The organism is Bradyrhizobium sp. SZCCT0153 (assembly GCF_018129995.1).
GTDB classification, from domain to species: Bacteria; Pseudomonadota; Alphaproteobacteria; order Rhizobiales; family Xanthobacteraceae; genus Bradyrhizobium; species Bradyrhizobium japonicum_G.
On the sequence record NZ_JAFCKS010000002.1, the window covers coordinates 410,820 to 425,080 of the forward strand.

Below are 14,261 nucleotides of genomic sequence, written 5' to 3' on the forward strand. Positions count from 1 at the left end.
CGCCTCAGTGCTTGGGCACCATCGAATTGCGCAACGCGCCTTGCGCGGCCGGCACGCCTCGCATTGCTTGACTTGAAGGCGCTCTTCTCACCTTAATCGTGCGAAGCAAAACGCGCCTAGCGCCTTAACGCAAAACGATAAAATCATCCGGGAGAGAACCTGTGGATTTTTCACTGCCTGCCGATCTCATCGCCTATCTCCGAGAGCTCGACGGCTTCATCGAACGCGAGATCAAGCCGCTGGAGCAGGCCGACGACAACATCCGCTTCTTCGATCATCGCCGCGAATGGGCGCGCACCGATTTCGAGAACGGCGGCCTGCCGCGCCATGAATGGGAAGCGCTGCTGCGCAAGGCGAAGGACCTTGCCGACGCCGCCGGCCATCTGCGCTTTGCGGTCTCGAGACAGTATGGCGGCAAGGACGGCTCCAACCTCTGGATGGCCGTGATCCGCGAGCACTTCGCCGCCAAGGGCCTCGGCCTGCACAACGACCTCCAGAACGAGCATTCCATCGTCGGCAATTTCCCCGTCGCGACGATGCTCGACCGCTACGGCCGCGACGACCAGAAGGCGATGATCGACGGATCGATCAAGGGCAAGTATCGCATCACGTTTGGATTGACCGAGCCCAATCACGGCTCGGATGCGACCCACATGGAAGCGCGGGCGGTGCCGGCGACCCGCGACAACGTCAAGGGCTGGATCATCAACGGCGAGAAGATGTGGACGACCGGCATGCACGTCGCCACGCACTGCGCGCTGTTCGCGCGCACCAGCGGTAATGACGGCGATGCGCGCGGCATCACCTGCTTCCTGGTGCCGGCCAAGAGCCATGGCGTCAAGATTGAAGAGTACATGTGGACCTTCAACATGCCGACCGACCATCCGCGCGTCAGTTTTACGGATGTGTTCGTCCCGGAGGATGCGCTGTTCGGCGAGGTTGGCCGCGGCCTGGCGCTGGCGCAATGTTTTGTCCATCAGAACCGCATCCGGCAGGCCGCGAGCTCGCTCGGCGCCGCCGTCTACTGCATCAACGAGAGTGTGAAGTACGCGCGCGAACGAAAGCCGTTCGGCAAGGCGCTCGCCGAGAACCAGGCGATCCAGTTCCCGCTGGTGGAGCTGGCCACGCAAGCCGAGATGCTGCGCCTGTTGATCCGCAAGACCGCCTGGGAGATGGACAAGCTCAACGAAGAGCAGATCGAGCGCACGCTCTCCGACCGCGTCTCGATGTGCAACTACTGGGCAAACCGCCTCTGCTGCGAATCCGCCGACCGCGCCATGCAGGTCCATGGCGGCATGGGCTACTCACGCCACAAGCCGTTCGAGCATATCTACCGCCACCACCGCCGCTACCGGATCACCGAAGGCAGCGAGGAGATCCAGATGCGCAAGGTGGCGGGGTTCCTGTTCGGCTATATGGGGCCGGGGAAGCATTAGGGGCATTGCGCGCTATCTCTCTCCGAGTCGTCCCCGCGAAGGGCGGGGACCCATAACCCAAGGGAGAAGTTTTGTATGAGCTGGCAATTCTGAGTCGTCGCCAAACTTGATCTAGTGGTATGGGTCCCGGGCTCGCGCTACGCGCGCCCGGGACGACGATGTGGAGGCAGTCGCGGCTAATTCACCCGTCGGTCCTTCCCCGCCCAATACGGCTCCCTCAACTGCCGCCGCAGGATCTTGCCTGAGGGATTGCGCGGCAGCGCCGGCAGGAACTCCACGCTCTTCGGCGTCTTGAACCCGGCGATGCGCTCGCGGGTGAAGTTGATGATGTCGGTGGCGGTCGCCTCCTTGCCCGGCTTCATCACCACGACCGCCTTCACCGCCTCGCCCCATTTGTCATCGGGCACGCCGATCACGGCGGCTTCGGCGACGTCAGGGTGATCGCACAGCGCGCTCTCGACCTCGGCGGGGTAGATGTTCTCGCCGCCGGAGATGATCATGTCCTTGATGCGATCGTGGATGTAGAGATAGCCGTCCTCGTCCATGTAGCCGGCGTCACCGGTGCGCAGCCAGCCGTCGGCGCGCAGTGTCGATGCGGTCGCCTCCGGCAAATTCCAGTAGCCTGCCATGTTCGAGCCCGAGCGCGTCGCGATCTCGCCGACCTGGCGCGGCGGCAGCGGCTTGCCGTCCGCGTCCAATATCGCGATCTCGACGCCCGGCAGCGCCTTGCCGGCCGAACGCATCCGTTCCAGCCCCTCGACGTGATCCTCCGGCGGCAGCGCGACGATGGTCCCGGTCGTCTCCGTCATGCCGTACATCTGCACAAAACCGCATTTGAAGATCTCGATGCACTCCTTCAGCAGCGCGGCCGGAATGGGAGATGCGCCATAGAGCATGTATTTCAGCCGCGAGAAGTCGACGGTTTTCGCACGCGGCTGCCGCACCACGAACTGCATCGCCGCCGGCACCATGAAGAGCTTTGTGATGCCCGACTGCTCGAAGAAATCCAGCACCTTGGTCGGATCGAACTCGCGTGCGATCACGCCGCGGGCGCCGTGATAGAGCCCCATCACGCCCCAGCCGGAGCCTCCGATATGGAAGATCGGCATCGCCACCAGCGATACGTCGTTGGTTGACCACCGGTTCCACTCCGGCTTGTCCGCGGCGTTTCCGGTCTGCACGAGATTGAGGAAGTTCGCATGCGACAGCATCGCGCCCTTCGGCTTGCCGGTGGTGCCCGATGTATAGAGCTGGATCGCGATGTCTTTCGTGTCGATCGGCACTTTCGGATCATCGCCGCTCTGCGCCTCGCGCCAGGCCGTGAAATCCTGCCATTCCGGCGCGCCGCCCTCGGTCGTGATGACAGTGCGCACGCCCGGCAACTGGTCCTTGATCTGGCGAACTTGCGCAATGAACTCCGGCCCCACGAACAGAACCGGTGCCTTGCAATCCGCGACGATGAAGGCGACCTCGGGCCCGGCGAGCCGCCAGTTCACCGGCGCCATCACCACGCCGGCCTTCATCGCACCCATCAGCAGCTCGAAATAGAGGTCGCTGTTCTTGCCGAGATAGGCGATGCGCTCGCCCTTCTTCACGCCCGCCGCCAGAAGCGCGTTCGCGACCTTGTTGGTCTTGATGTCGAACTCGGCAAAGCTGGTGATGCGCCCTTCGAACTCGTAGGCGATGGCGTCGCCGCGGCTCTTGCCGCGCTCGCGCACCATGTCGGCGAGGTTCGCCAATGGCTGTGTGGTGGACATGTTTCTCCCGTAGGCGTTTTGTTTTTATGCCGCGGAGTGTGGCGTCATCCGCGGGCAAAGACAATACGGGAGAGAGCGAGCTAGCCCCGCTTCGCCCGGTCCTTTTCGTTCTGCGCCATGATGCTTTCACGCGCGGTTTTCCAGTCGTCGTCGCTCCAGTCGCGGAGCTGGTAGAAATTGCCGCCCATCGCGAGCGCCTGGGCGCCGTCCATGGCGATGGTCTCGCCTGAGATCCAGTCGCAGCCGCCGGAGATCAGGAACACGGCGACGTTCTGCAACTCCTCCATGGTGCCGACCCGGCCCATCGGGTTCATCGCCTTGGTGCGCGCGCCGGCTTCATCGCCGGGCTTGATGCGCTTGCTCATGCCCTCGGTCGGGATCTCGCCCGGCGCGATGGTATTGAGGCGGATGCCGTATCGGCCCCATTCGGTCGCCAGCGACATCGTCATGGCGTGGATCGCCGACTTGCTCATCGCCGACGGCACCACATAGGGCGAGCCGTTGCGCACCCAGGTCGTGGTGATCGAGACGACGTTGCCCGGCTGCTTCAAGGCGATCCAGCGCTTGCCGACCGCGTGCGTCACGTAGAACGTGCCGTGCATCACGATATTGGCGACCGCATCGAAGCCGCGCGGCGACAGCTCTTCGGTGCGCGAGATGAAATTGCCGGCGGCGTTGTTGATGAGGTCGGTGAGGGGACCGTCGCGGAAGATGGTCTCGATCATCTCCTCGACCGCGAGCGCATTGCGGATGTCGACCCCGTGGCTGCTGACGCGGCCGCCATACTGGTCCATCAGCTCGGTCGCGGTCTCGTCGCAGACGATCTTGCGCCGGCCGCAGATATGCACCTCGGCGCCGAGCTGGAGAAACCGCGCTGCCATCGACTTGCCGAGCCCGGTGCCGCCGCCGGTCACAAGGATGCGCCGGCCGGCCAGAAGATTTTCCTTGAACATGGGTGTTTCCCCCGTAGCGATTGTCGGTTAATTGATCGATTGACTAAATCCGGCCGCCGTACTCCTGTAAAGCGGCACCGAACAAGAACAGGCAGGAACGAGGGGAGAATTCATCCATGGAAGAGCGCGTCTCGATCTCGATCTCGGAAGGCGTCGCCGACGTGCGCCTGGTGCGCGCGGACAAGATGAATGCGCTGGATCAGGCGATGTTCGAGGCCCTTGTTGCCGCAACGGATCGGCTTTCGAAGGACAAAAGCGTGCGCGTCGTCGTGCTGTCGGGCGAAGGCCGCGCCTTCTGCGCCGGTCTCGACATGGGGCGTTTTGCCGCCATGAAGGAGAAGGGCGGCAACGGAATTCCGGGTGGCGAAAATCGTGACCTCACCGCGCGCACCCACGGCCAGGCGAATTTTGCGCAGCAGGCGGTGTGGGGCTGGCGCCAGCTTCCGGTGCCGGTGATCGCAGCCGTCCACGGCGTTGCCTTCGGCGGTGGCTTCCAGCTCTCGCTCGGGGCCGACATGCGCTTCCTCTCCCCCGATGCGCGGATGTCGGTGATGGAGATCAAATGGGGCCTGGTGCCCGATATGGCTGGCACGCCGATCCTGGCCTCGCTCGTGCGCGACGACATCTTGCGCGATCTCACCTATACGGGGCGCGTCTTCTCCGCGCAGGAGGCGATGACTTATGGCCTCGCCACGCGCATCTGCGACGACCCGCGCGCAACTGCCCTCGACGTCGCACGCGAGATCGCCGGCAAGAGCCCCGATGCGATCCGCGCCGCCAAGCGCCTGCTCAACAACCTTTCGGTCGATCCAGGGCCCGCACTGCTCGCCGAATCCGTCGAGCAGCAGAAGCTGATCGGCAGCGCAAACCAGACCGAAGCGGTGCGGGCGAATCTCGAAAAGCGCGCCCCGAAGTTCGCGGATTAGCAATCTTCCGTCATTCCGGGGCGATGCGTAGCATCGAGCCCGGAATCCATAACCACGATCGTGAGTATGGATTCCGGGCCTGCGCCTTCGGCGCATCCCGGAATGACGACCACGGTTATGACTGAGATCTCAAACCCGACGAAAGATCGGACAGCAAGAATGAGTGAAATGTCAGAATTCCTCGGCATCGTCTCGGGCGATCGCCGTCGCACCCACGCCGAGGTCGCGAGCCGCGCCGATCGCATCGCTTCCGGTCTCAGCAAGATCGGCGTCAAGCAGGGCGATTGCGTCTGCATGCTGATGCGGAACGACATCGCCTTCCTGGAGGCAGCCTATGCCGCGATGCGGCTCGGGGCCTATGGCGTGCCGATCAACTGGCACTTCAAGCCGGAGGAGATCAACTACATCCTCGCCGATACTGGAACGTCCGTGCTGATCGGCCATGCCGACATGCTGCATGCCTTGCGCGATGCGATTCCGAAAGGCGTGACCGTGCTCAGCGTGCCGACGCCGCCGGAGATTCTCTCCAACTACAAGATCGATCCGGATCATCTGAAGACGCCGGACTTCGCGATCGATTTCGAATCCTGGCTCGCGGCATTGCAGCCCTATGACGGCCCGGTCGTGCCGCAGCCCATGAACATGATCTACACCTCTGGCACGACGGGGCACCCCAAGGGCGTGCGGCGCCATGCGCCGACGCCGGAGCAGGCGGCGGCCGGCGAGCGCATGCGCGCGATGATCTACGGGCTGAAGCCCGGGGCGCGCGCGATCCTGCCGGGCCCGCTTTATCACTCCGCGCCGAACTCGTTCGGCATCCGCGCCGGCAAGCTCGGCGGCGCGCTGGTGCTGATGCCGCGCTTCGAGGCCGAGGAGTTCCTGGAGCTGATCGAGCGCTTCAAAATCGACACCATCTTCATGGTGCCGACCATGTTCATTCGCCTGATGAAACTGCCGGAGGCGGTGCGTCGGAAATACGACGTCTCTTCGCTGCGCCACATCATCCACGCCGCGGCGCCGTGTCCGGCCGACGTCAAGCGCGCCATGATCGAGTGGTGGGGGCCGGTGATCTACGAATTCTACGGCTCGACCGAATCCAGCGCCGTCACCTTCGCAACTTCGCAGGACGCGCTGAGCAAGCCCGGCACGGTCGGCAGGATTTCGCCCGGCGCCGAACTGCGCTTCCTCGGTGAGGACGGCCGCGTGCTGGGCGTCGGCGAGATCGGCGAGATCTATTCCCGCATGGCCGGGATGGCCGATTTCACCTATCACAACAAGCCGGAGAAGCGCGCCGAGATCGACCGTGACGGCTTCATCACATCAGGCGATGTCGGCTATATCGACGCGGACGGTTACGTCTTCATCTGCGACCGCAAGCGCGACATGGTGATCTCGGGCGGCGTCAACATCTATCCGGCCGAGATCGAGTCGGTGCTGCATGCCGTCCCCGGCGTGCATGATTGCGCGGTGTTCGGCATCCCCGATGCCGAGTTCGGCGAAGCGCTGATGGCGGTGGTCGAGCCGCAAGCCGGCATCACGCTCGATGCCGCCGGCATCCGGGCCCGGCTAAAGGCTTCGCTCGCCGACTACAAGGTGCCAAAACACATCGAAATCCGCGCCGGGCTGCCGCGCGAAGATTCCGGCAAGATCTTCAAGCGCCTCCTGCGCGATCCCTATTGGGAGCAGGCGGGACGGAAGATTTGAGAAGGAATCCCTAGGGTGGGCGAAGCGAAGCGTGCCCACCATGACGACCGATTGTGCCGATGGTGGGCACGGCGCAAACGCGCCTTGCCCACCCTGCAAGGGAACCGACAGGGAAACATTCGTCATGAGCGATGCTACCAGCGAAGTCCTCTACGAGGTCGCCGACCACATCGCGACCATCACGCTGAATGCGCCGGAGCGCATGAACACGATCTCCGGCCCAATGCTGAACGATCTCGCGCGGCTGCTCACCGAGGCCAATGAGGACAAGAACGTTCGTGTCGTCATCCTCACCGGGAAGGGCAGGGCGTTCTGCGCCGGCCTCGACCTGCGCAAGGAGCGCGACGGCAACGGTCTCAGCGCGGCATCCTCGCCGACCACGATCAATTTGCGCGACACGCCGCCGACGGTGTTGCAGGCGATGGACAAGCCGACCATCTGCGCCGTCAATGGCGGCGCCGCCGGTTACGGCATGGACACCGCGCTCGGCTGCGACATCCGCATCATGGCGGAGTCCTCGAAGCTCGCCGCCGCCTTCGTCAAGCGCGGCGTGGTGCCGGAATCCGGCGGTACCTGGCTGTTGCCGCGCATGCTCGGCTGGGCCAAGGCCTCCGAGCTGATTTTCACCGGCCGCACGCTGAGCGCACGCGAGTGCCTGGAATGGGGGCTCGCCAACGAGGTCGTGCCGGACGCCGAGCTGATGACCCGCGCCACTGCCATCGCCCGCGAAATCGCCGCCAATGCGCCGCTCGCGGTGCAGGCCTCCAAGCGCATGATGCGGATGGGCCTGAACCAAAACTTCTCGGACCATGTCCACCACGTCTATCTCCAGCTCCTGCCGCTGTTCAAGACGCAGGACATGGCCGAGGGCATGAAAGCCTTCATGGAGAAGCGCGAGCCGAAATTCGAGGGCCGCTGAGCGCGGCCGAGCGGAACTGCGGCGTCATGCCGGGGGTCACACGCCGACGAGCGCGGACGTGATCGACCATGACGTCGCAGCTCGTGCTATAGGAACGGGGTCACTAACCGCGGATTATGCCATGACCCCCGTTTCCATCCTGCTCAACATCCTCTGGATCCTCATCGGCGGCGCCTGGATGGCGTTCGGCTGGCTGGTCGCCGCGGTCATCATGGCCGTGACCATCATCGGCCTGCCCTGGGCGCGGGCGGCGTTCAACATCGCGGTCTACACGCTGATGCCGTTCGGCTCGCGGGCAGTCAATCGCTACGAGGTCACCGGCGTCGAGGATATCGGCACCGGCCCGCTCGGGGTGATCGGCAACATCATCTGGTTCGTGCTCGCCGGCTGGTGGCTGGCGCTCGGCCATCTCCTGACGGCGCTGGTCCTCGCGATCACCATCATCGGCATCCCCTTCGCATGGGCGCATCTGAAGCTCGCAGGCATCGCGCTCTGGCCGATCGGCAAGGTGATCGTGCCGGCTTAAGGCGCGAACACGTAGGAAGCGTAAAGCGGCAGCGAAACCATTCAATCGGTCCGCGCGAGACGAAGCATGATGGGTTTCACAAGGGTTCAACCCATCCTACGCGCATTTCTTGCCCTCCCCTTTGGAAGGCGCTAGGCGGGATGAGCAAGCAATCGTAGCTCGTCGGTTGCTACTTCTGCTGAACACGACTCAGGTAATCGACAACAGCGAGGATGCGTTTTCGCACGACGACTTCCGGGCTTTGCTCCGGCCCGGCCATCTTCCAATAAGACGGATCAACATAGTGAGGCAATTTGACAATAGGGTTGAATCGTTCCCCCCAAATTGGCATTTCACGAGTGCCGTGAGCGGGAATTGTTTTCAATCCCTCTATGGCTTCATAAACTGTGTTCGCGGGAAAGTCCCCGTGGTTGTTCCTGGCCAACATCGTCAAATCGGGAGGCGGTGTCTTGAGCTGGTCGCTGACCGGTCCTTTGCCCTTTGCATCCGCGCCATGACAACTCGCGCAGGAAGACTGAAATTCTGACTTGCCGATGTCGAGGTCTTCAGCTCGGGCCGAAGCAGCGAAGCCAGCGGTTAGACCGGTGATCGTCAACCATACACCGAATTTTATCATGTCGCGCTCCGACGCCGGCTAGAAGACCTTTACCACTAGCCGGTTTGCCCTCCGAACGATTGACTCACATCAAGACGGGCTTTCGGCTCAGGGACGAGGCTTCAAGAAAATTGCGACGAACGTATCGACACCCGATTGTTTCAGCCGCCCATGCCGAAAATCATCCGAATGTTCGCGCCCGGGAGTGTGCACTTGCTGGCGATCTTGCCCGTCCCGACGAGATGATCGCATAACGGTCATTTTTGCTGCGGTGCATGAATCCGGTTGTGGCCCAAGCTCGCAGGATGGGTAGAGCGAAAGCGAAACCCATCAATCCATCCGCCGGAGACGAGGCATCATGGGTTTCGCAAGCGCTCAACCATTCTACGCGTGCTGCGCCCGTTGCATGTCAGCTTTTTGGCCGTTGCCGACCTGACGCGGCGGAATGCGTGTCGGCAGCTTCTGGACCCGAAGCCGACAGAAAGTTGGGTCCGCCGCCGTTGATCTAGATCAACTAGGGCACTCGCCAATAAGGGCGATTAGTTATTGGGGTCACGAGATGCAGATCTTGTGATCATATTAAATCACGAGTGACCTGTCGGTCACCCGTTACTGGGGAGGTCATCACAATGAGATGCAGGTTGATTATCCTCACGTTCGTCTCAATTGTCCCGGGGTTCGCCAGTGAGGCGCTTGCCACGACGGCCGATATTCGCAGCATCACCTGTAGCGAATATCTCGCCATGCCGGCTGCACCGTCGAGCAAGTTTTCGGCTTGGATGACCGGCTGGTTTAGTTATGAAAGTCGGAGGACGTTTGTAGATTTTGACCTGCATCGGACAAATGTCGCAAGCGTAAGAGGGTGGTGCCAATCCAACCCGAGTGCGAGTGTGATGGTGGGGCTGGAAAAGTCGATCGGCGTAACTGCGGTGCCTAACGCTACGCTGGATTTTAACAAGATCACTTGCGGAACTTGGTTGGCGTACGGTCCAGAGGATCAAGACTTTGTAAGATATTTCATGAGCGGCTACTACAACGCGGCGGCAAGCAACAGCGTATTGGATTACGATCGCCTGCAGAGGAATTCCAGAGCGGTCGTCGCGTATTGCAAGAAGAACAAATCCCGCACTCTACCAACGGCCATTCAGAACAGAGCTAGCTAGGCTGGACCAGTTTCCCGCCGCTTACGAGCGACGGAGAGCGCCTTCCGAATGCATACGAACTCGGCCATTAGCATGGCTTCTGCGAATGGCCCGTCAGAGAAGTAGCGGCGCAGTTTCATTGAGGTTCGCTCAGTGAAGCATGTCGGATTAGGTTTGCTAAGGTTGAGTTCTTCGCATTTCGACCCCACTCGGACACCGAAAAGTAGCAAAGGCCAGAAAATTCATATCCACAAAAAAGCCCCGGCGAGCCGGGGCTTTGGTTTGCGGAGATGTGTGCGATCAGTATCTGGCTGCGACCGGTGCGCCGTATCCACCGAAGCGGTAGTTCAACCGAAGCGTGACCATGTCCACGTCTTGGCTGACCCCGCTGCCGGTGAGGGTGAACCCTCCGGGAGTAACCACGCCTGCGAAGCCGGCATTGTCACGCCCCATCCAGAGATGGTCGTATTCGATACCGAACGACCAGTTCGGCGTGAAGCCGTATTCCCAGCCAACACCCAGAGCGCCGCCCCAGCGCGTGTGGCCTGCCGACGCCAGGCCGACCCCGGTTACGTTGTTGAATATATCGAAGCGATTGCGTGTCACGGCGGCGCCGCCCTTCACGTAGAACAGCGAGGCGTTCCACGCCCAACCGAGTTGCGCCGTGAAGAGTCCGATGGCGTCAATCTTGCCGGTGGTCGAAATCAACGGATCGATCAGACTGACGCGCGTGTTCTTGATTTCGGCCCAATCTCCCTGCGCTTCCAGGCCGAGCACAAACTGATTGGTTTGCCAGCGGTACCCGATCTGTCCGCCCGCGAGGCCCCCGGAGCGATCGGCGCAACCACCTGCGACTATCCCTGCCGGCGTCACGAAATCCACACAACCGTGGCTTTGCCCCCAACCTCCGTTGGCGCCGATGTAGAAACCGGTCCAATCATAGATTGGCGCGACCACCGGGGGCGGGGCCTTGACGTAAGGTCTAGCAGCCAGATCAGCCGCTGACGCGGGTGCCGCCATGCTCACTGCCAGCAAGGCCATGCCACTTAACAAAATCTTCTTCATTATTTTCGCTCCATCCACGTTTCACCCGAACGATGCCGGTTCTTTTCTGGATGTCCGGCATTCCAACTCGAACCTAGCTGATCCGACCAGCATGAGGTGTGCCTACGCCGCAACAGTCGGGAAAATTAGGTAATATGCGCGCTCGAGTTGCGTAAGTGCCATTGACCAATCAACTAAGGAAGTTGCATCTTGGAATTTTGCGCCAGCGATGTCTGTTGTTGGCCCCCGTTTCGGACATGCCTCGTCGCGCTGACGATGTCCGTTGACAGGACAACAGCAGACCTTGCGATTCCAAGCGCTGGGCGTGAGGAAACGATGATAGCGGCTTGCCTGAGTCCATCGTTGGCGGGCGCATGCCTCCAGGTTGATCTGGATCAACACGCACTCTCCGGAACTTGGGCGACCTGCGAGAGGGCGGGAAGACCGGAGTTTGAACGGCGTCAGGAGCGACGGACAGGGCGCACGGAGCGGCGCGAACAGCGGAATGAGGGTGCTGCCGAAGAGAAAAAGTAGCCGCGCGCCCCAGCACGTCGCAAGAAACCAATTAGGAGCAAGAGCATGAAAAGATCAACGATGCTCGGAGCGGCCCTCGGTGCAGCAATATTGTGTTTGGCTCCGGTGTCGCTTCACTGGTCACCAGCCGGGACTGTCTCCATCTCCGTCGACAAAGCCGACGCTCGTGTCGGTCGCCCGCTCACACCTGGCAGCATTGCGGGGGTTAATAGGCGAGTGCATCGGCGCGCGTATCGGCGCGGGTACTATGGAGCTGCTGTAGGCGCAGCTGCCGTCGGAGCAGCGGCCACGGGAGCGTACTATTACGGCCGACGCTGCGGTTATTATCCGTATCCGCCGTGCTATTGAGCGCGGCGTCGTTTGCGGGGCTCGACCGTTGGCATCAGCACTGCCGAGAAGCTTGACGCGCGTTGGACGTCGCCGATGCAATTGGCCTCATAGCCGATGCATTGCCGCGCACCATCGGTAGGCGTGTTGCGCGCCTGCATCGGCATGATCGAGCGAAGTCCGTTTCGCATTTTTGAAAGATGCAGCCGCCTCAATTGCGGCAAGGGACTCAGCTATTGATTCGCTCGGTAATCCAGCGTTCGTCGGCCTGGTCCACGATCCCTTAGAACTCACACCTGGATCGGCCAACGATGGGGGTGCAAGGGCGCTTGGTCCCCATCCGGGCGCCCTTGTGCTGAGGCACGCCTAGGCTCCGCGCCAGACGCGCAACACGCCCTCGCGAAAGCCGCCGACGAAATGGTCGGACGTATCCGATGGCAGAATTTGGCTGAGATCGTCGAACGAGCCGCTCACCATGGTCGCAAGCTCATGTGCTGAAGCATGCTCCGCCCATCGGCGCCCCAGCTCTAAACCCCGTTTGCGATCTTCCTCTGCGTCCATCGTCTCGGCTATCTTGCGCGTTAGCCGGCCCCGACGAAGTTGCTGACCGCGCCGGGGCCTTCTACGTTCTCGCCAAACTTAGGAAGCTTGGGGGCTGGAAAGATCGGCGAGGCGTATCGCAGAGAAGCACAATCCCGGTGCGTGGCTAGTGCACTTTGTGCCAATGCGAAGCGGGTGACCGGCATCCGTCGTTTCTATTGGCTGCCTCCAAGGGTACGCCCCAGTCGTTCCAGTTCCAGCGTGACGCAGAATAGCGCGAATAGCGACGCCACCAGTTGCAGCCCGCGACGGAACATGAGCCAGAGATCGGCGCCTTGATTGATCTCGGGCAAATGTCTGAAGAACACGACGCCGAACAGTGAGCCACCGAAAATGAAAGCAAGGCGCCCCAGAAAGAGAAACAGGTGGCTCAGGATCGGATTCGAGCGCTGAGGGGGAAGCGGAACGCATCGAAGGCGATACCAATAGGCGACTTGCATCGCAACGATCATGATTGGCGCTGCAAGATTGTCAGACCGTTCGTAAGGCAGCTGCTCACCGGGATAGGTCATCAGGTGCCTGAATTCGGGCAGCCCGTCCAAGATTATAAAGAGCGCTCCTGTCAGTTGACCCAGGAGAAGAAGCAAATAGAGGGCTCTCGATTTCAAGTTCGTCATGCCAAATACCCGTGAAAGCTTACTGTCAGCGCGGCTGTGCACGTAGGCGTCCTGTATTGGGTTTGGTGACGGCCCGCCGCGCTAAATTGGCACAAACTGCATAGCGCAAAGTCACATAGCTGCATCGCGGCTTCCCCTGATTGTGTCGACTTCCAAACAAGTGTGATGATCGTCTCATCGCCATCGGTCACGACCGGGACACTGATGAGCGCATGGGGACAACGTGCCTACAGCTGAACAATGCCGCGCTTATGCCGTCGATTACAAACTACTTGCCGCTGATCCGAGGAATTCCGCCCGTCGAGCGACCGTGCTGACGAACATCTCACGGAGCTGGGCAGGGCTTGCGAGTCAGCTTGAGAACCTTGCAGAGATCGCGAGGTCGGAAGGCATGTGAGATCGCCTTGCGTCAAAGGGGGCTGGTCGGCGAGTCTCCATCCGCACTTGGCGGTTGTCTCTTCGTGAGCGGGTTCTTGAGTGCTTTGCGCATCGCCGTCCCGTCCGCGATGAATTGGTAGCGACGACCAAGGCTCGCGCGGTTTTCGCAGGAGCTTGAACCATCTGCTTCGTGTTGGCGACCAAGAGCCAATCATGTTCGACGATCTGATGAATCTCTTGATTATTGTGTCTTTTGGCTTTCCCGCCATGCCATGGTTGTTTGGTGCGCGATGGGGGGCGAGAGGAGTTTGGCTCAGTACAGGATTGGCCGTAGTCATCCTGCTGTGTTTTTTTCCAATATTGTTTTGGGTTGCATGCGGTGCCTGTGGGCAGGGTGCGATAGCCATTTTTGTGCTGGGGCCGATCTGGATTGCATCGGCATTGCTTACAGTCACTTCGGCGGCGGTCGCTTACTACAAATTCGCGCGCTAATTTCCACAAGACCGCGAGGGCGCTGGGGTGACGATACCGCCCACGCTGGGCATCGCAGATGAAGTGATTGAGTAAGGCATCGCACACAATTCCTCGCACTGCCCGACGGGCAAAACACGCCACATGCAGGTCAAGGGACAGGCCCGCAAATATTCTGATTGATCGAATTCTTAGCTTCGGGTAAACCGTAAAACATCCCGGCCCGCCAAAGGGGCGTTTCGCGATCGTCACGATACGTGAGCCGGAATGCGATGGACGCGGCAGCGCCGGCGCGTGACGAGGTGGCAGGGCGGGCTACGCCTGTGAGCCAT

Annotated in this window: 13 protein-coding genes; 7 read left to right on the forward strand and 6 right to left on the reverse strand. The window is 61.4% G+C overall.

Going from position 1 to position 14,261, the window contains the following annotated elements; translation table 11 throughout:
• Window positions 1-161 precede the first annotated feature (161 nt).
• Window positions 162-1,436, forward strand: coding sequence for an acyl-CoA dehydrogenase family protein (locus tag JQ572_RS09780; protein WP_211382797.1), 1,275 nt, complete (start codon window positions 162-164; stop codon window positions 1,434-1,436).
• Between the two features lie 176 nt (window positions 1,437-1,612).
• Here the strand turns inward: JQ572_RS09780 and JQ572_RS09785 are convergent, their stop codons facing one another.
• Window positions 1,613-3,193, reverse strand: coding sequence for a fatty acid--CoA ligase (locus JQ572_RS09785; RefSeq protein ID WP_211382798.1), 1,581 nt, complete (start codon window positions 3,191-3,193; stop codon window positions 1,613-1,615).
• Between the two features lie 80 nt (window positions 3,194-3,273).
• The gene (locus tag JQ572_RS09790) at window positions 3,274-4,146 is read right to left on the reverse strand and encodes an SDR family oxidoreductase (RefSeq protein ID WP_211382799.1); all 873 of its coding nucleotides are present in this window, start codon (window positions 4,144-4,146) and stop codon (window positions 3,274-3,276) included.
• A gap of 116 nt (window positions 4,147-4,262) precedes the next feature.
• Between JQ572_RS09790 and JQ572_RS09795 the strand changes: the two genes are divergently transcribed.
• The 4 genes from JQ572_RS09795 (at window position 4,263) to JQ572_RS09810 (ending at window position 8,221) form a co-directional block, all read left to right on the forward strand.
• Window positions 4,263-5,072 (forward strand): crotonase/enoyl-CoA hydratase family protein, encoded by an 810-nt coding sequence (locus JQ572_RS09795; RefSeq protein ID WP_211382800.1) that lies wholly within the window; start codon window positions 4,263-4,265, stop codon window positions 5,070-5,072.
• 159 nt (window positions 5,073-5,231) lie between these two features.
• A complete protein-coding gene (locus tag JQ572_RS09800) occupies window positions 5,232-6,776 on the forward strand; it encodes an acyl-CoA synthetase (protein ID WP_211382801.1) in 1,545 nt (514 codons plus the stop codon).
• A 124-nt stretch (window positions 6,777-6,900) separates the two neighbouring features.
• A complete protein-coding gene (locus JQ572_RS09805) occupies window positions 6,901-7,695 on the forward strand; it encodes an enoyl-CoA hydratase/isomerase family protein (RefSeq protein ID WP_211382802.1) in 795 nt (264 codons plus the stop codon).
• 121 nt (window positions 7,696-7,816) lie between these two features.
• Window positions 7,817-8,221, forward strand: a complete 405-nt coding sequence (locus JQ572_RS09810) for a YccF domain-containing protein (protein WP_211382803.1) — start codon at window positions 7,817-7,819, stop codon at window positions 8,219-8,221.
• Between the two features lie 169 nt (window positions 8,222-8,390).
• Here JQ572_RS09810 and JQ572_RS09815 read toward each other — a convergent pair whose 3' ends face one another.
• Window positions 8,391-8,837, reverse strand: a complete 447-nt coding sequence (locus JQ572_RS09815) for a c-type cytochrome (protein WP_211382804.1) — start codon at window positions 8,835-8,837, stop codon at window positions 8,391-8,393.
• Between the two features lie 620 nt (window positions 8,838-9,457).
• On the opposite strand from JQ572_RS09815, the gene JQ572_RS09820 reads away from it, so the two are divergent.
• Window positions 9,458-9,979 (forward strand): HdeA/HdeB family chaperone, encoded by a 522-nt coding sequence (locus JQ572_RS09820; protein ID WP_249128937.1) that lies wholly within the window; start codon window positions 9,458-9,460, stop codon window positions 9,977-9,979.
• A 279-nt stretch (window positions 9,980-10,258) separates the two neighbouring features.
• On the opposite strand, the gene JQ572_RS09825 is transcribed toward JQ572_RS09820, so the two are convergent.
• From JQ572_RS09825 to JQ572_RS09835, 3 genes are all read right to left on the reverse strand, one after another.
• Window positions 10,259-11,023: an outer membrane protein gene (locus JQ572_RS09825; protein ID WP_211382806.1), complete on the reverse strand. Its 765-nt coding sequence runs from the start codon at window positions 11,021-11,023 to the stop codon at window positions 10,259-10,261.
• Window positions 11,024-12,229: 1,206 nt separating this feature from the next.
• Complete coding sequence (locus JQ572_RS09830; RefSeq protein WP_211382807.1) at window positions 12,230-12,424, reverse strand: hypothetical protein; 195 nt, start codon at window positions 12,422-12,424, stop codon at window positions 12,230-12,232.
• Between the two features lie 194 nt (window positions 12,425-12,618).
• Entirely contained in the window at window positions 12,619-13,005 is a 387-nt protein-coding gene (locus JQ572_RS09835) for a hypothetical protein (RefSeq protein ID WP_249128938.1), read from the reverse strand.
• A 666-nt stretch (window positions 13,006-13,671) separates the two neighbouring features.
• Between JQ572_RS09835 and JQ572_RS09840 the strand changes: the two genes are divergently transcribed.
• Entirely contained in the window at window positions 13,672-13,950 is a 279-nt protein-coding gene (locus JQ572_RS09840) for a hypothetical protein (protein ID WP_211382808.1), read from the forward strand.
• The last annotated feature ends 311 nt before the right edge of the window (window positions 13,951-14,261 follow it).

Bases quoted from the DNA above. Each gene is read 5' to 3' on its own strand.
- JQ572_RS09830 (WP_211382807.1), bottom strand. From the start codon at position 12,424: ATGGACGCAGAGGAAGATCGCAAACGGGGTTTAGAGCTGGGGCGCCGA.
- JQ572_RS09840 (WP_211382808.1), top strand. From the start codon at position 13,672: ATGTTCGACGATCTGATGAATCTCTTGATTATTGTGTCTTTTGGCTTT.
- JQ572_RS09825 (WP_211382806.1), bottom strand. From the start codon at position 11,023: ATGAAGAAGATTTTGTTAAGTGGCATGGCCTTGCTGGCAGTGAGCATG.
- JQ572_RS09810 (WP_211382803.1), top strand. From the start codon at position 7,817: ATGACCCCCGTTTCCATCCTGCTCAACATCCTCTGGATCCTCATCGGC.
- JQ572_RS09815 (WP_211382804.1), bottom strand. From the start codon at position 8,837: ATGATAAAATTCGGTGTATGGTTGACGATCACCGGTCTAACCGCTGGC.
- JQ572_RS09800 (WP_211382801.1), top strand. From the start codon at position 5,232: ATGAGTGAAATGTCAGAATTCCTCGGCATCGTCTCGGGCGATCGCCGT.
- JQ572_RS09785 (WP_211382798.1), bottom strand. From the start codon at position 3,193: ATGTCCACCACACAGCCATTGGCGAACCTCGCCGACATGGTGCGCGAG.
- JQ572_RS09790 (WP_211382799.1), bottom strand. From the start codon at position 4,146: ATGTTCAAGGAAAATCTTCTGGCCGGCCGGCGCATCCTTGTGACCGGC.
- JQ572_RS09795 (WP_211382800.1), top strand. From the start codon at position 4,263: ATGGAAGAGCGCGTCTCGATCTCGATCTCGGAAGGCGTCGCCGACGTG.
- JQ572_RS09805 (WP_211382802.1), top strand. From the start codon at position 6,901: ATGAGCGATGCTACCAGCGAAGTCCTCTACGAGGTCGCCGACCACATC.